We start from the raw sequence: 19,583 nt of genomic DNA, 5'->3' as shown, positions 1-19,583 counted from the left end.
AAAGAAATCACATTCGATGGCAAAAAATTTTGTTGAAGAATTGAAATGGCGTGGTATGCTGGCGCAGATTATGCCAGGTACTGAGGAATACCTTAACACCCACATGGTGTCTGCCTATCTCGGAACAGACCCTACTGCAGACTCTCTGCACATCGGTCACCTTTGCGGTATCATGATGTTGCGTCACTTGCAGCGTTGTGGTCACAAACCTTATCTCCTCGTTGGAGGTGCTACAGGTATGATTGGCGACCCTTCTGGCAAAAGCCAGGAGCGTAATCTTCTCGACTCTGAGACTCTCTATCATAACCAGGAAGCTATCAAAAAACAGGTGGCTAAGTTCCTTGATTTTGATGGTAATGAGCCTAACAAGGCTGAGTTGGTAAACAACTACGACTGGATGAAGGACTTCACCTTCCTCGACTTCGCTCGTGTGGTAGGTAAGCACATTACTGTTAACTATATGATGGCGAAGGATAGCGTGCAGAAGCGTTTGAATGGTGAGGCTCGTGACGGTTTGTCTTTCACAGAGTTCACTTATCAGTTGCTTCAGGGCTACGACTTCCTCTATCAGTATGAGAAGTATGGCGTGCGCCTCCAGTTGGGAGGTAATGACCAGTGGGGTAACATGACTACCGGTACAGAGCTGATTCACCGTACATTGGGTAACGATGCAGAGTGCTTCTGCCTCACTTGCCCATTGATTACCAAGGCAGACGGCAAGAAGTTCGGTAAGACAGAGAGCGGTAACATCTGGTTGGATCGAAACCGTACTACTCCTTATGCTTTCTACCAGTTCTGGTTGAACGTAAGCGATGACGACGCAGAGAAGTATATCAAGATCTTTACCGACCTTGATAAGGAGACTATCGATGCCCTCGTAGAGGAGCACAAGCAGGATCCAGGTCGCCGTGTACTCCAGAAGCGTCTGGCTGAGGAGGTTACCGTGATGGTTCACTCTCAGGAGGACTTGGATATGGCTATCGCAGCCAGCAACATCCTCTTCGGTAAGGCTACCAAGGAGAACTTGGCACAGCTCGATGAGGCTACATTGAACGATGTTTTCGCTAATGTACCTCACTACGACCTCGACAAGAACTTGCTCGGTGGTACAGCTGTTGACCTCTTCAACCAGGAAGGTATGCAGATCTTCCCAAGTAAGAGCGAGATGCGCAAGCTCGTTAAGGGTGGTGGCGTTTCACTCAACAAGGAGAAACTCGCAGCTTTCGACCAGGTAATCACTGCTGATGACCTGATTGACGGCAAGTATCTTTTGGTTCAGAAAGGTAAGAAGAACTACTTCTTGATTACCGTTAAGTAATCGTTAAAAGTATTGAAAATATTTGGTAGTGGAGAAAAATTCCACTACCTTTGTAGCCGATTTGCTTGTCCTATGGTGTAATGGTAGCACTACAGTTTTTGGTTCTGTCAGTGGTGGTTCGAATCCGCCTGGGACAACAGGTCATAAATAACCCTTCAAGTCTTTGCGGATTTGGAGGGTTATTTTGTTATATAAGAGTTTAGTTTAGGTAGAAAAGGTTTATGCAAGAGATAGACTTGATATTTCAGCAGCATTATCGTCCACTATGTCTTTATGCCACTCATTATCTGCATGATATCGATGAGGCTGAAGATGTAGTGCAGGATTGTTTTGTGAAATTGATAAGCAGGAGCATCATGCCGGAAAACATCAAGGCTTTCTTATATACCTCTGTGCGTAATGCCTGCATTGACCGGTTGCGCCGCCAGTCTCCGATAGATACGGAGATTTCTCCTTCTGACTTGAGCGGCACAATCTCTGATAATCAGGCGCAGGAAAGTTCTTTCCGGGAGGCGGAACTGTGGACGGCTATCGAAAAATTGCCCGAGCGATGCAGGGAAATCTTCCTGATGAGCAAGCGTCGTTCTGCGGGCTTGATGCTGCATTGCGAGCCTGGACTCTGCATCACACCATTTTACAATGATAAGGTGAAGTTTACAGAAATCAAGGACGCACAAGGTGTGGGGCATCCTGCATCTTATACAGATGAGCTTTATGGCAATGTAACTACCCGAACCGTGAGGAATCATGGCGGAAAATGGCTGGCTTGGCGCATCAAGTCGGCTTTGACCTTCCGTTCGGGCGACGTGTTTCTGTCTTTGGGATGGCTGACAAGCGACTTCAATATCGAAAATGGCAGAAACAATATCCGCTATACGAAGGGTAAGCGATATAATGGCATCGAGAAGTATAAGCATACCAATACGCTCTTTGCATCTATTACTGGACAATTTTGAAGGAAGAAAGGGATTCGATGATGAAGATCAACAAGAACGAACAGGATTTTGTGCTGAAGTATTTTCAGCCGGGCAAGCTGGATACCAGGAAGGCCTTGCAGAAGGTGAAGGCTCGGGTTGGCATTGCTGATGAAGAGGTTTCGCATGCAGTAACTGTATCTTTACGCATGCGTCGTATCCGCTGGATAGCTGTGGCTGCATCTATTCTGGTGCTCTTCACCATAGGAGCCTATACGCTTTTGCAGCCAAAGACGGTGACGCTTTCTGCCGAATCGGAAGTAGTGGCATATCATCTGCCTGATGGAACGAGGGTATCATTGATGCCTCATTCTTCTCTTTCCTATCAGGAAGATGATTGCAGAAAGGTGAAGATGAAGGGCTGCATCTATTATCAGGTGAAGCATAATGAACAGCATCCTTTCGATGTGATGGGAGAGCATGGACATGTAAGAGTGCTCGGTACCCAGTTTATGGTGGATGAAAGAACGGATGTTCCCGAAGTAATGGTAACCTGTGGAAAGGTGCTTTTCACGGCTCGCAGTTCTGCTGAAGGTGTCTGCCTGATTAAAGGCAAGCGGGCACGTCTGTTGAAAGGGGCTGTCCAGCCTGAGTTGTTGGCTGATTATGATATCAATGATGTGGCATGGGCTACGCATCGACTGCATTTCGACAATACACCACTATCAGAAGTATTGGAGAAATTGACAGAACTGTCAGGTGTCAAATATACAGCTTCTGATGAGAGTAAGCGTCTGACGGGTGATTTCGAAACAGATTCCATCCCACAGGTTATCCAGGTAATAGAAGAAACATTGGGTGTTCAGATACAATAAGTGTTGGATAAAGCATCGCAAAAAGGGACTAACTTATGAAAAGTAGTCAATAAAATGAGAAAATAAGTAAAAAGGTCGCATCTTTCGTATTGATTAAGAGCGAGATTCAAAATAATTTTGTATCTTTGCCCTCGTAACAAATCAAACAATTGATAAATATATAAAAGTATGGACTTTAACAAACTATTCTCATTGGAGGGTAAGGTTGCCCTCGTGACAGGTGCCGCATACGGTATCGGTTTCGCTATTGCTGAGGCTTATGCCAAGGCAGGTGCTAAAATTGCTTTCAACTGCCGCAGCCAGCATCACATGGATCAGGCTCTTGCTGATTATAAGGCTAAGGGTATTGATGCCAAGGGTTATATCTGCGATGTAACAGATGAGGAGCAGGTGAAGAACATGGTTGCTGACATCGAAAAGGAACTCGGCGTTATCGACATCCTGGTTAACAACGCTGGTATCATCAAGCGCATTCCTATGACAGAAATGTCAGTAGATGACTTCAAGCAGGTGATTGACATTGACCTCACTGCACCATTCATCGTATCTAAGGCAGTTATCCCAGGCATGATCAAGAAGGGTCATGGTAAGATTATCAACATCTGCTCTATGATGAGCGAGCTGGGTCGTGAAACCGTTTCTGCATACGCTGCAGCCAAGGGTGGCTTGAAGATGTTGACTCGTAACATCTGCTCTGAGTATGGTGAGTACAATATCCAGTGTAACGGCTTGGGCCCAGGTTATATCGCAACTCCACAGACAGCACCTCTTCGTGAGCGTCAGGCAGACGGTAGCCGTCATCCATTCGACAGCTTCATCTGTGCAAAGACTCCAGCTGGTCGCTGGTTGGAACCAGAGGAGTTGGAAGGTCCAGCTGTGTTCCTGGCTTCTGAAGCATCTAATGCTGTCAATGGTCACATCCTTTATGTGGATGGTGGTATCTTGGCTTACATCGGCAAGCAGCCTAAATAAGATAAGGACCCTATCACAAGGTTAGTTAAATAAAAAATCCCATCCTTGCACAAATTGCGAGGATGGGATTTTTATGATATACAATAATAGGCTATCTGTGAGGATAGTCCTATTATGTTTAAAAATAATCTTTACAATTATTTATTGAGTGCATCAGCCAACTCAGCGCCAGCTTTGAACTTTGCAACCTTCTTGGCAGCAATCTGGATCTTCTCCTTAGTTGCTGGGTTGATACCCTCACGTGCAGGACGCTCGTTTACGCTGAAAGTGCCGAAGCCTACCAACTGGATTTTGTCACCTGCGATGAGAGCTTCTTTCAAAGCGCTTGTTGTAGCATTGAGAGCTGCCTTAGCCTGTTCCTTTGAAATCTCAGCACCTGCTGCAATCTTGTCAATCAATTCTGTCTTGTTCATAATTTTACGTTATTAAATGATTAGTAATTTTTGCCTTTTTGTCCTTTTTGCTTACAAATATAGCTTTTTCCTTTGAAAGTTCAAATAAAAAAAGCAGAAAAGTGATGAAATTATCGAAAATTAAGTGTAATATGCTTATTTTTTGATGTTTTCACGGATATTTTTAGTAATTTTGCCCCCAAATTACAAAAATATTCGATAATTAATTAATAAGAAAGTTTATAGTTATGCGCAATATACCAATAGTTACAAAGAATTTGCTGATAGTGAATGTTGTTGCCTTTCTGATGTGTTTTTTGATGGGAAAGAACGGACCAGACGGCTATGTGCTCAATGATTTGCTGGGACTTCATTTCTTTTTAGCATCTGATTTCCATATTTATCAGTTGTTTACTTACATGTTTATGCATGGAGGTTTTGAGCATATTATTTTTAATATGTTTGCTTTGTGGATGTTTGGATGTGTTGTAGAACGAGTATGGGGGCCGAAAAAATTCCTTTTTTATTACATTGCATGTGGCGTGGGAGCGGGCCTTTTTCAGGAAGCTGCGCAGGCAGTGCAGTTCTATGTCGTAGCTTCTTCTCAGTTGCCAGGGTTGTCTTTTTCTGATTTGACTGTAGTTGCTCATAATAGTTCTGCTGTGCTTAATCAATGGACTACTGTAGGTGCTTCTGGTGCAATCTATGCCATTTTGTTGGCTTTTGGTATGATTTATCCGAATGAGCGTATTTTTATATTCCCGTTGCCTATACCTATCAAGGCTAAGTATTTTGTTATTGGTTATGCAGCCATAGAACTGTTCTCTGCGTTGGCAACTACAGGTGATGGTGTTGCTCATATTGCCCATTTGGGAGGTATGGTATTTGGATTCTTTATGATTAGATATTGGCGTAAGCAGGTAGATGGTGGTTATGGCGGCTCTCATACGGCTGATGCATTTGGTAAGTTAAAGAATATGTTTGGCGGAAAACGTAATACAGGTAAGAGAAACTTTACCTATACCCGTAATGATTCTTATACTTCTCAATACGAGCAGGATGCAGAGTGTACCACCAACGAGAAAGTTGTCTCTCAAGAGGAAATAGACCGTATCTTGGATAAGATAAGGAAAAGTGGATATGATAGTTTGACCAAAGAGGAAAAACAGTCTCTCTTTGATCAGAGCAACAAGTAATATCGTAGATGAAAACTTATGTTTAAAGGATTTAAGGAATTTACTTATCGGATGATTGCTGGTGCCAATGTGGCTACGATAGTAATCATGTTCTTGGTAGGCTTCTCAGATGTCTTGTCACCTGAGAAGCTTGGCATTTTTACAAATGCTGGGCTTACTTTTCCGTTATTCTTGGCAATCAACTTGTGTTTTCTCCTCTTTTGGTTATTGTTCCGTCCAAAATATGCTACAATACCATTTGTGGGATTTCTGGTATGCTTTGTTCCTGTTCGTAAGTATATGCCCATTAATGTAAATGGTGAGACTCCTTCTAAATGTATCAAGGTGCTTTCATATAATACGTGGAATTTTGGCGACCAGACAGAGGATTCTGAAGGTACTAATATTTCTTTAGCATATATTCAGGAACAAGATGCAGATATTGTTTGTTTGCAGGAAGCGATGCCAACCTCAAGAAATGTTCAGCAGATAGATAGTTTGTTAAAACCGCTATATGCTTTTCAAGATACGACCATGCATCCTGGTGGTGGAAATTGCCTGATGCTCTTGAGTAAATTCCCGATATTATCAAAGGAAATTATTCCTTATCAGTCTAAAGGTAATATGAGTGTGGCTTATCGCTTAAATATCAGGGGTCGAGAAGTGTTATTGGTTAATAATCATCTGGAAACGACTGGTTTAAGTCTGGAAGAAAGAAAGCAGTTTAAAAGACTTGTAGTGGGAAAACTGGAAGTGGATACTGCTGAACATACATCAAAGCTTTTAGTTGTGAAGTTAGCTGAAGCTACCCGAAAGCGTGCCTCGGAAGCTGAGGCTGTGGCCAGCTATCTGAAGCATTATGGGAAAATGAGTAAAATAGTTTGTGGGGATTTTAATGACGGTCCTATTTCCTATGCACATCGGACGATAGCTAATGGATTGACTGATTGCTTTGTTTCCAGTGGCAACGGATTGGGGATTAGTTACCATCATAGTGGATTTTTTGTTCGCATTGACAATATTTTATGTTCAGATGATTGGGAACCTTACGAGTGTAAAGTTGATGATAAAATCGCTGTTTCTGACCACTATCCCATCATTTGTAAGCTAAAAATGAGGGCTAAACATCAAAAATAGCGCAAATTATTCTTATTTACGAAAAAAAATGCGTATTTTTGCACGTCATTATATATGTAGCAACAATAATAAGACTGAAAATAAATAAATTAATAACAATAAAATAGAAATGCAAAACAAAGGAATTGTAATTTGTGTAGCCGTCTTACTGACACTCGCAAGTATCTTCTATTTGTCATTCTCGTTCGCCACACGTTATTATGACGGCGAGGCTGCAAAGATCAAAGACCCTATTGCACAGCAGGATTATAAGGATTCTGTTAAGTACTTGGGTGTTTATTCTTATCAGAACTGCTTGGAGACTCAGATAGGTCTTGGACTTGACCTTAAGGGCGGTATGAATGTAATCCTTGAGATTTCAGTACCTGATGTAATTGAAAACCTTGCCGATCACAAGACCGACGCTGGTTTTACCAATGCCATGAAGGAAGCTAGAGCTCAGGAAGAAGCTAACGGTGGTGACTTCGTGTCACTTTTCATTAACGCTTATCACAAGAGCGCACCTGGTCATAAACTTGCAGAAGTGTTCGCAACTCAGCAGTTGCAGGGCAAGGTTTCTCCTCAGAGCAGCGATGCAGAGGTAGAGAAGGCTATCCGCGCTTCTGTACAGGAGGCTATCGACAACTCTTTCAACGTTGTCCGCACCCGTATCGATAAGTTCGGTGTTGTTCAGCCTAACATTCAGAAGTTGGAAGGTCAGCAGGGCCGTATCATGGTAGAAATGCCTGGTATCAGCCAGCCAGAGCGTATGCGTAAGATGCTTCAGGGTAGTGCTAACCTTGAGTTCTGGGAGACATATAACTCAGAGGAAATCGCTCCTTATCTCCAGCAGCTCGATACTCATATCGCTAATGGTGACAATGGTGAGGAGAAGAATGATACTGTAGCTGCAGATTCTGCTGCCGCTAAGAAGAAAGTAGCTAAGGCCGAGCCTAAGAAGGCTGAGGCTAAGTTCTCTATCAAGAAGAAGGACGATGCTGCTGCCAAGGTAGGCGAGGATGCTCAGAATGCTGCTGCTATCAAGGCTCACCCATTGTTGGCTCGTTTGCAGCTCGGTGGTGGTTTGAGTATTGTTGGTTATGCCAGCGTTCGCGATACAGCTGCTATCAACAAGATTATCTATTCTGCAGTGGCTAAGCGCCTGCTGCCTTCAGACTTGCGTTTGCTCTGGGGTGCACAGCCTGCTGACAATATCAAGATGAAGAATATCTATGAGCTTCACGCTTTGAAGGTGACAACTACTACAGGTCGTGCTCCATTGGAGGGTGATGTCATCACAGACGCTAAGGATGAGTTCGACCAGATGGGTTCTCCTGTTGTAAGCATGAAGATGAATACTGAGGGTGCCCGCAAGTGGGCTCAGATGACCAAGGCTAACGTGGGCAAGGCTATTGCTATCGTTCTGGATGGCGTAGTTTACTCTGCTCCTCGTGTAAACGGTGAGATTGATGGTGGTAACTCACAGATTTCCGGTAACTTCACTATCGAAATGACCAAGGACTTGGCTAATACATTGAAGTCTGGCCGTATGCCAGCTCCTGCACGTATCGTTCAGGAGGAGGTTGTAGGTCCTACTCTCGGTGCACAGTCTATCCAGATGGGTATTGTATCATTCGTTGTAGCTTTCGTACTCCTGATGGTTTACATGGTTATGATGTACAACATCATTCCTGGTATGATGGCTAACCTGGCATTGCTCGTCAATGTATTCTTCACACTCGGTATTCTGACGTCCTTCCAGGCAGCCTTGACATTGCCAGGTCTTGCCGGTATGGTCTTGTCTCTGGGTACTGCCGTGGATGCTAACGTGCTTATCTATGAGCGTATCAAAGAGGAGCTTCGCTCTGGCAAGGGTATGAAGCAGGCTGTAGCTGCCGGTTATGGTAATGCTTTCTCTGCTATCTTCGACTCTAACTTGACTTCGTTGATTACTGGTGTTATTCTGTTGACAACTGGTACAGGTCCTATCCGTGGTTTCGCTACAACTTGGATCATCGGTATCGTTGTTTCATTCTTCACAGCTGTATTCTTGACTCGTTTGGTTTACGACTATAAGTTGAACCACGACAAGTGGATGCACTGCAAGTTTGATACTCCTGTTTCTCACAACCTGATGCAGGGTAAGAAGTACAAGTTCATGTCTATGTACAAGACTACCTTCACCGTAGCTATCATTGCTGCTGTGGTATTCATCGGTAGCTTCTTTGTTCGTGGCTTGAGTAAGAGTATCGACTTCACTGGTGGTCGTAACTATGTGGTACAGTTCGAGAACCCTGTAGAGCCTGAGCAGATCCGTACCGTTCTCGGTGATGCATTCGTCAATGCAGACGGCACCAAGGCTACTACCAGCGCTATCGCTATCGGTACAGACGGTAAGACTATCCGTGTATCTACCAACTATATGATTGAGAGCAACAGTCCAACTGTTGACGATGAGGCTGAGACTATCCTCTACAATGCCTTGAAGAAGGCTAACCTGGTATCTCAGAAGAGTGTTGAGGCATTCAAGAACCCAGACGTTCGTCAGGGTGGTTCTATTATCAGTAGTACTAAGGTAGGTCCTTCAGTAGCTAAGGATATCACTATGGGTGCTATCTATAGTGTGCTCTTCGCTCTGATTGCCATCTTCCTCTACATCCTGGTACGTTTCCGCAACGTGGCCTTCTCTGTAGGTTCTACTATTGCGTTGGCATTCGATGCCTTGACAGTAATCGGTTTCTACTCACTCCTGTGGGGGCTCGTTCCATTCTCATTGGAGATCGACCAGACCTTCATCGGTGCTATCCTGACCGTGGTAGGTTACTCTATCAACGATAAGGTGGTAGTATTCGACCGTATCCGTGAGAACTTGAAGTTGCATCCAAAGGGAGATCGTCAGCAGATCTTCAATGCATCTATCAATGAGACATTGGCTCGTACCATCAATACATCAACATCTACATTGATTGTGTTGCTCTGTATCTTCATCCTCGGTGGTGACAGTATCCGCAGCTTCTCATTCGCAATGATTCTGGGTGTTGTATTCGGTACATTATCTTCTATCTTCATCGCTTCTCCTATGGCTTACATCGTTCTTGGTCGCAAGATCAAGGAGGAGCCAGCTGAGGAGGTTGCTGTTGCAGAAGTTAAGTAAAAAGTTGTTTTATCTTATTTCCATCTGGTGAAAACTGGATGGAAATAGATAACGGCAAATACTATAAATAACAAAAGGTCGCTTCCTGGTTTCTAGGAGCGACCTTTTATGGTTTTTACCAGATGATTCCGGTAAATAAGGTTTGTAGTAGAAGAAGTGGTCCCACCGAGAATCGAACTCGGATCAAAGGTTTAGGAAACCTCCGTTCTATCCATTAAACTATGGGACCTTCCCTTGCTAAAACAGTCAGATCTTTCTGCGTTTTGCAATTTGACTGCAAAGATACATCAAATCATTGACACGACAAAATTATTAACTATGTTTTTATCATTGTTGTTATCAAGTTTCCTCACTTTTGTTGAGTTAAACTGTGAAAATCTCTTCGATACGAGTCATGATTCGCTTAAAAATGATGTTGAGTTCCTTCCAGAAAGCAACTATCATTGGACTCCCGTCCGCTATTGGCGTAAACTGAATCTTCTGTCTCAAACTATAGTTGCTTTGGGCTATGAAGATTACTCAGTCAAGCATATAAGCAATAATGGAGAAATGGCAACTCATGTTGCCAACTCGATGACTGATTCTGGCAAAAAATGGAAACTTCCGGATTTCGTTGCTCTTTGTGAAGTGGAAAATGATAGCGTGTTGTTTGATTTAACCAAGCGCTCTGCTCTTCGTACGGCAGGTTATGAGTATGTAATGACGAATTCTCCTGATGAGCGTGGTATTGATGTTGCTCTCATGTATCATCCCTTTTCTTTTGCTTTGATTCATTCCTGGCCTATTCGTATTAAGCGATTACCCCATTCGCGTCCTACGAGAGATATATTATATGCTTCCGGTCGGATCATGAGTGATGATACTTTACATATATTTGTGGTTCATGCACCGAGTCGTAGAGGTGGTGAATTGGTATCCAGACCTTATCGTATGCAGGTAGCCAATCAACTGGCAGCTGCCGTTGATTCTATCTATGCAATCAATGATAGTGCCAAAATTATTGTGGCAGGAGATTTCAATGATTATCACGACTCTCCTGCACTTGAATATCTTTATCAGCATCATCTTATTAATATTTCTTCTAAAGCTAAAGGGAGTAATGGTGCTAAGGCTACTTATCGTTGGCATGGTGAATGGAGAAGTCTTGACCAGATTCTGCTGAGTGAATCGATGCAGCATCAGGAAAATGTCAGCAGGATAGGAGATTTGCCTTTCTTGCTCGAAGATGATGAGAAATATGGTGGTAAAAAACCTTATCGAACCTACTTGGGTCCGAAGTATTTAGGGGGTTACAGTGATCATCTTCCATTAGTGGCTCGGATTCTGATAGATGATAAATAAGGCATGATTTGCTTGACTTTTCTCAAAAAAGAAGGTGTAAAATGCACTTTTTTGTGAAAAAGCTTGCATATATTGCACAAAATTCGTAATTTTGCGCACGATTTACAAACATATAGTATTAAGATAACAATGACTCACAATTTGTTAAAAGGCAAGCGTGGCATCATCTTCGGTGCACTCAATGAGGAATCAATCGCTTGGAAAGTAGCCGTTAAGGCTGCTGAAGAGGGTGCTACCATCGCACTCAGTAACACAGCAATGGCTTTGCGTATGGGTACGCTGGATAAGCTCGCTGAACAGATCAACGCTCCTGTCATCGCAGCGGATGCGACCAGCGTTGAGGATTTGGAAAAGGTATTCACTGAGGCTCAGGAGAAGCTCGGTGGCAAGATTGACTTCGTGCTCCACTCTGTTGCTATGAGCCCTAATGTTCGTAAGCATCGTACATACGATGATCTCGACTACAATTTCTTGAACAAGACTTTGGATATTTCTGCTATCTCTTTCCACAAGATGTTGCAGGTAGCCAAGAAGTTGGATGCTATCAATGAGTGGGGTTCTGTAGTAGCTCTCACTTACGTAGCTTCTCAGCGTACTTTCTTCGGTTACAACGATATGGCTGATGCCAAGAGCATGCTCGAGAGCATCGCACGCAGCTTCGGCTACATCTATGGTCGTGAGAAGCATGTCCGCATCAATACCATCTCTCAGAGCCCTACAGCTACAACAGCAGGTAAGGGTATCAAGGATATCGCGAATATGATGGACTTTGCTGACAAGATGTCTCCACTCGGAAATGCGGTAGCAGAGGATTGCGCTAACTATTGCGTAATGATGTTCTCTGACTTCACCCGCAAGGTAACTATGCAGAACCTCTTCCACGATGGTGGTTTCTCATCTATGGGTATGAGCCTCCGCGCCATGAACCAGTATGCTAAGGATATGACTCCTTACGAGGATGAGAATGGGAAGGTTATCTACGGATAATTGAAAAAATAAGGAAAGAATGATGTATTACACATCATCACATCTACTCATAATAGGCAATACATGCTGTTTCCTACAGGGAAAGCGGTGTATTGCCTATTTGTCTTTTGGCTCACATCGAACGGTGTGAGCACATGCGTCGAACGTCGTAAATGCTCACATCGTACGACGCACAAGCATGCTTCGCTCGGTGCACGGCGTGTGATATGCATACTTTAAACTATATGAATAACAGCCTGGCAGAGTCTTGATTTGTTAATTATACAGCTGAAGGGTAACCTTTTTCCTTTTGAATATGTGCTTAGATTAGTTTTAATAGTTGTTTCTTGTATATTATAGATGCAATATTCTTCCTGTTTTTGAGTTTATTTATATATAATAAGGTGTAAATTGTCAATTCAAGAAAGAATATAATGAAAAAGAACATTGCTATCGTGATGATGTTGTTGCTTTCTGCTATAGGAGCAATGGCACAAGGTGAGGAGAATCCTGTAGGAAGATTTTCTGTGATTCCTCGTATCGGTGTGGCTATCGCAAATCTGAGTGATAATTCCATTTATCTGACAACAGAAAACGGCAGGGAGGTGAAGTCTAAGAATCAGACTGGATTCTTGGGCGGACTTGATGTGGAGTATCGTGCCACAGACTATCTGAGTGTTTCTCTAGGTGCTTGTTATGTCCGTCAGGGTGCCAGATGGGGTGATTATGAGATGGCAGAAAATGGGAACGTTGTTAATAATGGCATCAAGAAATATACGGGTGTCAAGAATCATCATCTGAATCTTGACTATGTTCAGATTCCTTTGATGCTGAAAGCATACGTGGCTCCTCAGTTTGCCATCATGGCTGGTGCACAGGTGGGTTTCTTGTGCGGTGATGGCAAGATGTTGTCGGAAGAAACAGAGTTGGAGAAGGATAATAAGACTGGTTCTACTCTTTACAAGGAAAGCCGGGAAGTGGAGAGTATTTACGCTGCCAAGAAGGTGAATGTGTCTATTCCTGTGGGTTTATCGTATGAGTATATGAACGTTATTCTGGATGCCCGCTATCATATAGGTTTAACCAAGGTAAATAAGGAGGATGCCGGAGATTCCAAGAATAAGGTATTCACCTTTACAATAGGCTATCGCTTTGCGCTTTAATAAGAAAAAGCTCTATATCCTCAGTATTGAAGATATAGAGCTTTTTAGATTTTTATTTAAAAAAGGCTTCTTTTGTTCTTATTTCAAAGGACTTTTAGCCTTTTGTTTCTCAAAGATTAACCTACCTGGCTTCCTGGCTTAACCTTGCCAAGGAGTGAAGTAACATTCAAAGTGCCGTCGAAGTTGACTGCAGAGAGAATCATACCCTGGCTCTCGATGCCCATCATCTTGCGAGGAGCAAAGTTGGCTACGAACAATACGTCCTTGCCGATCAGCTGCTCTGGCTCGTAGTAGGCTGCGATACCTGAGCAGATGGTGCGCTCTACGCCAGAACCATCGTCGATAGTGAACTTAAGGAGCTTCTTAGACTTCTTTACCTTCTCGCAGTTCAGGATGTGACCTACGCGGATATCGAGTTTCTCGAAATCATCAAAGCTAACTTCTGGCTTGATAGGAGCTGCCTGGTAAGAAGCCTCCTCGTTGGCCTTCTTGGTGTCAGCAAGCTTCTGGAGCTGTCTTTCTATTACCTCATCCTCAATCTTCTCGAAGAGCAATTCAGGCTCACCGAGCTGGGTACCAGCTTTGAGCAGATCTGTGCTGCCGAGCTGAGTCCACTCGAAGTTAGGCATATTGATCATCTTGCGGAGCTTCTCTGAAGAGAATGGCAAGAATGGCTCGAAGGCGATGGCGAGGTTGGCTACCAGCTGGAGGGAGATGTTCAGGATGGTCTCCACACGCTTAGGATCGGTCTTCCAAACCTTCCAAGGCTCACACTCTGTGATGTATCTGTTACCTATACGAGCCAGGTTCATAGCCTCTTTCTGAGCCTCACGGAACTTGAATACGTTGAGATATTGCTCAACCTTCTCCTTCACGTCCTTGAACTCAGCGATGGCCTTCTCGTCTACCTCCTGCAATTCACCGCAGGCAGGAACTACGCCGCCCCAATACTTCTTGGTGAGCTGGAGGGCACGATTTACGAAGTTACCGTAAACGGCAACCAACTCAGAGTTGTTGCGCTCCTGGAAATCCTTCCATGTAAAGTTGTTGTCCTTGGTCTCAGGCGCATTGGCTGTCAGAACATAGCGCAATACATCCTGCTTGCCTGGCAAATCTACGAGATACTCGTGCAACCATACAGCCCAGTTGCGGGATGTTGAAATCTTATCATCCTCCAGGTTCAGGAACTCGTTGGCTGGTACGTTGTCTGGCAAGATATAGTCGCCGTGAGCCTTCAGCATGGTAGGGAAGATGATGCAGTGGAACACGATGTTGTCCTTGCCGATGAAGTGAACAAGACGTGTTTCAGGATCCTGCCACCACTTCTGCCATGTTCCCCACTTTTCTGGATGAGCGTCGCAAAGCTCCTTGGTGTTTGAGATGTAGCCGATAGGTGCATCGAACCAAACGTAGAGCACCTTGCCTTCTGCTCCCTCTACAGGAACCGGAATACCCCAATCCAGGTCACGGGTCATGGCACGTGGCTGAAGATCCATATCCAACCAACTCTTGCACTGACCGTAAACATTGGTACGCCACTCCTTGTGACCTTCCAGAATCCACTTTTTCAACCAATCCTGATATTTGTTCAATGGAAGATACCAGTTCTTGGTAGGCTTCTTCACGAGGCCATGACCAGGGTTGTTCTTGTTGGTAGGGTTGATAAGTTCCTCAGGAGAGAGGGTAGCACCACATTTCTCGCACTGGTCGCCATAGGCACCTTCTGCACCGCAGCGAGGGCAAGTGCCCACGATGTTACGGTCGGTAAGGAATTCGCCTGTTACCTCATCACAGAACTGCTCCTCTACCTTTTCCTCCAATACACCCTTGTCGTAGAGAGTGCGGAAGAAGTCAGAAGCAAACTTATTGTGAGTAGGCGAAGTGGTACGGCTGTAAATATCAAAAGAGATGCCGAAATCCTCGAAACTCTTCTTGATGAGGTTGTGATAGCGGTCAACAACCTCCTGTACTGTAATACCTTCCTTCTTGGCACGGATGGTTACTGGTACACCATGCTCGTCGCTACCGCCGATGAAAACAACGTCTTGCTTCTTGAGGCGAAGATAGCGAACATAGATATCGGCTGGCACGTAAACACCTGCCAGGTGGCCGATATGCACACCACCGTTAGCGTAAGGCAATGCTGCGGTTACGGTGGTACGTTTGAAATTCTTTTGTTCCATATTAGCTAATATATTTTTGTTATTTGCCTGCAAAATTACAAAAAAATGTTGGAAAGTAGAAAGGATTGGCGCTCCTTTTTCTTACTTATCTATATAATAAGGTGGCATTTTGTGTGGAAAATGGATAAAAAGAGCTAAAATAGCAATAATAAGTAGAGTTGTCCGAAAATAAAAAAGACCCTAAGCAGTTGAGCTTAGAGTCTTTTTTTTATTATCATTTACTATTTTTATCTGTTTTTTTTTCTTTTTTCTCTATGATAAAGAAGTTATTACCCTATTTCGTCTTGTTATCCTAATATCCATCTTTTTATGTTGATGATGATAGGATTATTCTTACATTACATTCATGTAGGCGATAACAGCCAACTCTGCAACAAGAATAACGAAACCAATCTTCTTAACTAATTCTGTAATTTTAAAAATGCAATTCATATTCTATATAGTTTTGTTGCTTGTAATTTACCCCTTACACTTATGTGCTTGGTTCTTTTTTCGGTTGCAAAGGTAGTGGTTTTTCTGTTATCTGTGGGGTAAATATTGATTTTTTGGGGTATGAATTGTTTAGAATATGGGTAAAAACAATAGGTTTTGCTACGATAAGCGTAAAATTTACCCTAAATGAATTCCGTCTCCGTTTTCAGAATGGATGTTTTTTATCTGTATTTCTTGCGTTGTAAAAATGAGGGATGTCTGTTATGTACAACAAAAAAGCCTTAACGAACCCCTTTAAAGGTGCGCTAAGGCTTTTTTGAACCAGGAATGTATATTTCTGGTGCAATTGATTGATAACCTCCCTTATACTTATTATAATGTCTTAAAGACTCATATAGGCAATGACAGCTAACTCTGCGAGCAAGACTACGAAACCTATTTTCTTTACTGCTGATGTAATTTTAAAAATGCAATCCATGATCTTAAAAGTTTTTGTTGTTAATAATTGACCACTACGTTGCCGTATGATCTTGTTTACGAATGCAAAGTTAGGGCTTTTTTGTTAATGTATAGGGTATTTATTCTTGTTTTTGGAGTAAAAATGTGTCTTTATTGTTAAAAAACAACAGTTATTACCTCTGTTGTGATAGAAATTACTCCCCTTGTGTTATCTTTTTCTTTATATTTATGCAGTATTAAGAGGGCGATAATGCGTTTTTTTATCCAACATTTTGTCACAATTGTCCTCTTTCTGCCCAGTCTCCTCTGTCTAATGTACGGTAACCTATGGCTTCAGCAAGATGTTGAGGCTCTACGTTTTCACAACCAGCCAGGTCGGCTATTGTTCTTGCCACTTTCAGAATTCTATTATATGCCCTGGCAGAAAGAGACAATTTCTCCATGGCCATGCGCAGGAGGTTGATTCCTTCCTCTGTCGGTTCTGCAAACTGGTGAATCATCCGTTCCGTCATTTGAGCATTGCAATGAATGCCCTTGAAGTCTTTGAATCTGTTGGCTTGAATCTCCCTGGCTTTTATCACTCTCTCCCTGATATTTGCGCTAGGTTCGCCTGGCGCAGCTTTGGAGATGTCCTTGAACGGTACAGGACTTATTTCGCACTGTATGTCTATTCTGTCAAGCAGTGGTCCTGATATTTTATTCATGTATCGTTGGATTTGTCCTGGTGTGCAGACGCATTTGTGGGTAGGGTCACCGTAATAGCCGCATGGACATGGGTTCATGCTTGCTACAAACATGAAGGAGCATGGGTAGTCTATGGAATATTTTGCTCTGCTGATGTTGATGTGGCGATCTTCCAATGGTTGTCGCAGTACTTCAAGGGTTGTTTTGTTGAATTCCGGAAGTTCGTCGCAGAAGAGCACGCCGTTGTGCGCCAATGATATTTCGCCCGGCTGAGGACTGGTTCCTCCACCGACTAGGGCTACTTGTGAAATCGTATGGTGAGGTGCTCTGAATGGTCGTTGGGAAATGAGTGAGACATTCTTGCCCAGTTTTCCTGCAATAGAGTGGATCTGGGTTGTTTCCAGGCTTTCTGATAAGGTTAGAGGAGGAAGGATGGATGGCAGTCTTTTTGCCATCATGGATTTGCCTGATCCCGGAGGGCCTACCATGATAAGGTTATGACCGCCTGCAGCAGCCACTTCCAGTGCACGTTTTACGTTTTCCTGTCCACGTACATCTGCATAGTCATAGTCGCAATGAGTCTGGTTCTCGTAGAATTCCTTCCGCGTATCTACGATGGTTGGTTCTGGTGCAGACTGGTCGCTGAGAAACTGGATTACTTCAAAGAGATTTTTCATGCCGTAAACCACAAGATTGTTTACGACAGCTGCTTCCCGGGCATTCTGTTCCGGTACGATAAGTCCTTTGAAATGTTCTGCTCTGGCTCTGATAGCGATAGGAAGTGCGCCTTTTATGGGTTGCAAGGTGCCGTCAAGGCTCAGTTCTCCTACCATCATGTATTCTTTCAAGTGCTCTTCTGGAATATTCCCGTTTGCGCCCATGATGCCTATTGCCAACGGTAGGTCGAAGCTGCTTCCTTCCTTTCTGAGATTGGCAGGAGCCAGATTGATGGTAATATCCGCAATCGGGAATTTGAAGCCACTATATTGTAGGGCAGCCGCAATACGGTCACGGCTTTCCCTTACTGCCTCATCTCCCAGACCGGTAAGATGATACATTACACCCTTGTTCAGGCTTACTTCTACGGTTACAGTAGTGACTTCCAAGCCATTAACTGCTGCACAATATGCTTTTACTAACATATGGCTACTGGTTTTAAAGGTTTATGGTATGGCTCGATGTTTTTACTTGAGCAATTCGTCGAGCTTATTGTAAAGCTCTTGCTTTTTCATGCCTCGGGCGATGATTTTTCCATTCTGTAGCAGAATGATATTTGGCAGGGATTTGAGTCCCAGTTTGTTCAGGGTCTTGTCTTCCATCATCTCTCCGTTGCAGATAGTTGGAGAAGTGATGGAATCTCGTTTGATGTTCTGCTTGCATTCATATTTGCTGGCGTCCAGGCAGAATCCCATCAGCTTGAGCCTTCCGTTAGCTTTCTTCTGGCGTCTCTTGAGTTCTCTCTGAAGTTCCTGACTGTCATAGTTGTATGATGCCCATGTATAGATGACAGCCACTGGAGCGCTACTCAAATCGGCAGATGAAACCATTTTGCCATTCAGGTCGTAGGCTGTAAATGTTGGCAACTGTTTTCCTACGCTGCTGTTTCTGGTATCGGTTGCCCATGTCTTCATTTTACCGAATAGAGGATTCTTTCCCTGTTCTTTTTCAAGAAGTGCAAGGAGAGAAAGTGCTTTGTCGTAGTCGGGTGAAGAATTGGCAAAGAAATACTTTCTTATCAGGTATAGGCTTACAACAGATTTTGTGTTTGCCTTGATGAAATCTTCAGCATGTTTTTTCTCCTGTGGAGGAGTGTCGTTGAGGATGCTTTGACGGAACTTGGTCATGAGTTCATTGGTCTTAGTGCCCTTCACTTCCATTTCCTTCAGGTGAGAAGCGTCCGCCTTGATATCTACCGACTTTCCTGATTCAGCAAAGATAGGCTGTTCAGAGAAGTTTGGGAATACAATCATGATGGTGTAGTTTTCCTTGCATGGTTTTTCGAAAGAGAAACGGCCACCTTGTACTTTGATAGTGTCCATACCTTCAAAGCCTCCATCCAGACTATAAACATAAAATTCACCTTGGTTCATGTGAAGAAATTTGCCTTCAATTTGAAAATAACCACTTCTTGCCCCACATGAGGTAAGTATTAAAACTGAAATAAAATATATGATGTAAGCAAATTTTTTCATAATGAAAAACTTTAAGGGGTGCCGCGAGCGGGACTCGAACCCGCACAGCCATTACTGGCCAAGGGATTTTAAGTCCCTCGTGTCTACCAATTCCACCATTGCGGCATGGTAAACGTTAAGAGTTAGAGCGGAAAACGGGACTCGGACCCGCGACCCCAACCTTGGCAAGGTTGTGCTCTACCAACTGAGCTATTTCCGCATTGTTGCGACTGCAAAGGTAATGCTATTTCTTCATTCTACCAAAAGA

The 19,583-nt window shown here is 43.5% G+C and carries 14 protein-coding genes and 4 tRNA genes; 11 read left to right on the top strand and 7 right to left on the bottom strand.

All coding sequences use genetic code 11. The annotated features are described in order from the left end of the window. Window positions 1-16: 16 nt before the first annotated feature. The 5 genes from tyrS (at window position 17) to ACTQ16_RS01685 (ending at window position 4,079) form a co-directional block, all read left to right on the top strand. Complete coding sequence (tyrS, locus tag ACTQ16_RS01705; protein WP_294971331.1) at window positions 17-1,318, top strand: tyrosine--tRNA ligase; 1,302 nt, start codon at window positions 17-19, stop codon at window positions 1,316-1,318. Window positions 1,319-1,384: 66 nt separating this feature from the next. Next, window positions 1,385-1,455 (top strand) — tRNA-Gln (locus tag ACTQ16_RS01700). An 84-nt stretch (window positions 1,456-1,539) separates the two neighbouring features. Further along, a complete protein-coding gene (locus tag ACTQ16_RS01695) occupies window positions 1,540-2,274 on the top strand; it encodes a sigma-70 family RNA polymerase sigma factor (RefSeq protein ID WP_441935816.1) in 735 nt (244 codons plus the stop codon). Window positions 2,275-2,291: 17 nt separating this feature from the next. Continuing rightward, complete coding sequence (locus ACTQ16_RS01690) at window positions 2,292-3,107, top strand: FecR family protein (RefSeq protein WP_441935815.1); 816 nt, start codon at window positions 2,292-2,294, stop codon at window positions 3,105-3,107. A 168-nt stretch (window positions 3,108-3,275) separates the two neighbouring features. Continuing rightward, window positions 3,276-4,079, top strand: a complete 804-nt coding sequence (locus ACTQ16_RS01685; RefSeq protein ID WP_153089633.1) for a gluconate 5-dehydrogenase — start codon at window positions 3,276-3,278, stop codon at window positions 4,077-4,079. Window positions 4,080-4,216: 137 nt separating this feature from the next. On the opposite strand, the gene ACTQ16_RS01680 is transcribed toward ACTQ16_RS01685, so the two are convergent. Further along, on the bottom strand, window positions 4,217-4,492 hold the full coding sequence (locus tag ACTQ16_RS01680; protein ID WP_153122011.1) for an HU family DNA-binding protein: 276 nt from the start codon (window positions 4,490-4,492) through the stop codon (window positions 4,217-4,219). A gap of 227 nt (window positions 4,493-4,719) precedes the next feature. Between ACTQ16_RS01680 and ACTQ16_RS01675 the strand changes: the two genes are divergently transcribed. The 3 genes from ACTQ16_RS01675 (at window position 4,720) to secDF (ending at window position 9,916) form a co-directional block, all read left to right on the top strand. Next, window positions 4,720-5,667 (top strand): rhomboid family intramembrane serine protease, encoded by a 948-nt coding sequence (locus ACTQ16_RS01675; RefSeq protein ID WP_441935813.1) that lies wholly within the window; start codon window positions 4,720-4,722, stop codon window positions 5,665-5,667. An 18-nt stretch (window positions 5,668-5,685) separates the two neighbouring features. Beyond that, window positions 5,686-6,783 (top strand): endonuclease/exonuclease/phosphatase family protein, encoded by a 1,098-nt coding sequence (locus ACTQ16_RS01670; protein WP_441932975.1) that lies wholly within the window; start codon window positions 5,686-5,688, stop codon window positions 6,781-6,783. Window positions 6,784-6,892: 109 nt separating this feature from the next. Next, window positions 6,893-9,916 carry a protein translocase subunit SecDF gene (gene secDF / locus ACTQ16_RS01665; protein ID WP_441935812.1) on the top strand — a complete coding sequence of 1,008 codons (3,024 nt, stop codon included), beginning with the start codon at window positions 6,893-6,895 and terminating at the stop codon, window positions 9,914-9,916. A gap of 157 nt (window positions 9,917-10,073) precedes the next feature. Here secDF and ACTQ16_RS01660 read toward each other — a convergent pair. Further along, window positions 10,074-10,145, bottom strand: a tRNA-Arg gene (locus ACTQ16_RS01660). Window positions 10,146-10,234: 89 nt separating this feature from the next. Here ACTQ16_RS01660 and ACTQ16_RS01655 point away from each other — a divergent pair. The 3 genes from ACTQ16_RS01655 (at window position 10,235) to ACTQ16_RS01645 (ending at window position 13,386) form a co-directional block, all read left to right on the top strand. Continuing rightward, on the top strand, window positions 10,235-11,257 hold the full coding sequence (locus tag ACTQ16_RS01655; RefSeq protein WP_441935868.1) for an endonuclease/exonuclease/phosphatase family protein: 1,023 nt from the start codon (window positions 10,235-10,237) through the stop codon (window positions 11,255-11,257). Window positions 11,258-11,386: 129 nt separating this feature from the next. Beyond that, window positions 11,387-12,244, top strand: coding sequence for an enoyl-ACP reductase FabI (locus ACTQ16_RS01650; RefSeq protein WP_441935811.1), 858 nt, complete (start codon window positions 11,387-11,389; stop codon window positions 12,242-12,244). Window positions 12,245-12,657: 413 nt separating this feature from the next. After that, window positions 12,658-13,386: a porin family protein gene (locus tag ACTQ16_RS01645; protein WP_295346955.1), complete on the top strand. Its 729-nt coding sequence runs from the start codon at window positions 12,658-12,660 to the stop codon at window positions 13,384-13,386. A gap of 116 nt (window positions 13,387-13,502) precedes the next feature. Here ACTQ16_RS01645 and metG read toward each other — a convergent pair whose 3' ends face one another. From metG to ACTQ16_RS01620, 5 genes are all read right to left on the bottom strand, one after another. Further along, window positions 13,503-15,569, bottom strand: coding sequence for a methionine--tRNA ligase (metG, locus tag ACTQ16_RS01640; protein WP_264951163.1), 2,067 nt, complete (start codon window positions 15,567-15,569; stop codon window positions 13,503-13,505). Between the two features lie 1,166 nt (window positions 15,570-16,735). Next, entirely contained in the window at window positions 16,736-18,286 is a 1,551-nt protein-coding gene (locus ACTQ16_RS01635; RefSeq protein WP_153122017.1) for a YifB family Mg chelatase-like AAA ATPase, read from the bottom strand. 42 nt (window positions 18,287-18,328) lie between these two features. Further along, entirely contained in the window at window positions 18,329-19,336 is a 1,008-nt protein-coding gene (locus tag ACTQ16_RS01630; RefSeq protein ID WP_294971167.1) for a DUF4369 domain-containing protein, read from the bottom strand. A gap of 19 nt (window positions 19,337-19,355) precedes the next feature. Then, window positions 19,356-19,441 (bottom strand) — tRNA-Leu (locus ACTQ16_RS01625). Between the two features lie 21 nt (window positions 19,442-19,462). Further along, window positions 19,463-19,535 (bottom strand) — tRNA-Gly (locus ACTQ16_RS01620). Between the last annotated feature and the right edge of the window lie 48 nt (window positions 19,536-19,583).

This window comes from Prevotella sp. LCP21S3_D2, assembly GCF_052118345.1.
Taxonomy (GTDB): domain Bacteria; phylum Bacteroidota; class Bacteroidia; order Bacteroidales; family Bacteroidaceae; genus Prevotella.
Note: the sequence above shows the minus strand (reverse complement) of the source record. Positions and strands in the feature narration are given on the sequence as shown.

What these genes read in the sequence shown, in the direction of transcription:
- ACTQ16_RS01635 (WP_153122017.1), bottom strand. Translation starts at nt 18,286, where the DNA reads ATGTTAGTAAAAGCATATTGTGCAGCAGTTAATGGCTTGGAAGTCACT.
- ACTQ16_RS01685 (WP_153089633.1), top strand. Translation starts at nt 3,276, where the DNA reads ATGGACTTTAACAAACTATTCTCATTGGAGGGTAAGGTTGCCCTCGTG.
- ACTQ16_RS01650 (WP_441935811.1), top strand. Translation starts at nt 11,387, where the DNA reads ATGACTCACAATTTGTTAAAAGGCAAGCGTGGCATCATCTTCGGTGCA.
- ACTQ16_RS01680 (WP_153122011.1), bottom strand. Translation starts at nt 4,492, where the DNA reads ATGAACAAGACAGAATTGATTGACAAGATTGCAGCAGGTGCTGAGATT.
- ACTQ16_RS01670 (WP_441932975.1), top strand. Translation starts at nt 5,686, where the DNA reads ATGTTTAAAGGATTTAAGGAATTTACTTATCGGATGATTGCTGGTGCC.
- ACTQ16_RS01630 (WP_294971167.1), bottom strand. Translation starts at nt 19,336, where the DNA reads ATGAAAAAATTTGCTTACATCATATATTTTATTTCAGTTTTAATACTT.
- ACTQ16_RS01675 (WP_441935813.1), top strand. Translation starts at nt 4,720, where the DNA reads ATGCGCAATATACCAATAGTTACAAAGAATTTGCTGATAGTGAATGTT.
- ACTQ16_RS01645 (WP_295346955.1), top strand. Translation starts at nt 12,658, where the DNA reads ATGAAAAAGAACATTGCTATCGTGATGATGTTGTTGCTTTCTGCTATA.
- ACTQ16_RS01695 (WP_441935816.1), top strand. Translation starts at nt 1,540, where the DNA reads ATGCAAGAGATAGACTTGATATTTCAGCAGCATTATCGTCCACTATGT.
- ACTQ16_RS01690 (WP_441935815.1), top strand. Translation starts at nt 2,292, where the DNA reads ATGATGAAGATCAACAAGAACGAACAGGATTTTGTGCTGAAGTATTTT.
- ACTQ16_RS01655 (WP_441935868.1), top strand. Translation starts at nt 10,235, where the DNA reads ATGTTTTTATCATTGTTGTTATCAAGTTTCCTCACTTTTGTTGAGTTA.
- secDF (WP_441935812.1), top strand. Translation starts at nt 6,893, where the DNA reads ATGCAAAACAAAGGAATTGTAATTTGTGTAGCCGTCTTACTGACACTC.
- metG (WP_264951163.1), bottom strand. Translation starts at nt 15,569, where the DNA reads ATGGAACAAAAGAATTTCAAACGTACCACCGTAACCGCAGCATTGCCT.
- tyrS (WP_294971331.1), top strand. Translation starts at nt 17, where the DNA reads ATGGCAAAAAATTTTGTTGAAGAATTGAAATGGCGTGGTATGCTGGCG.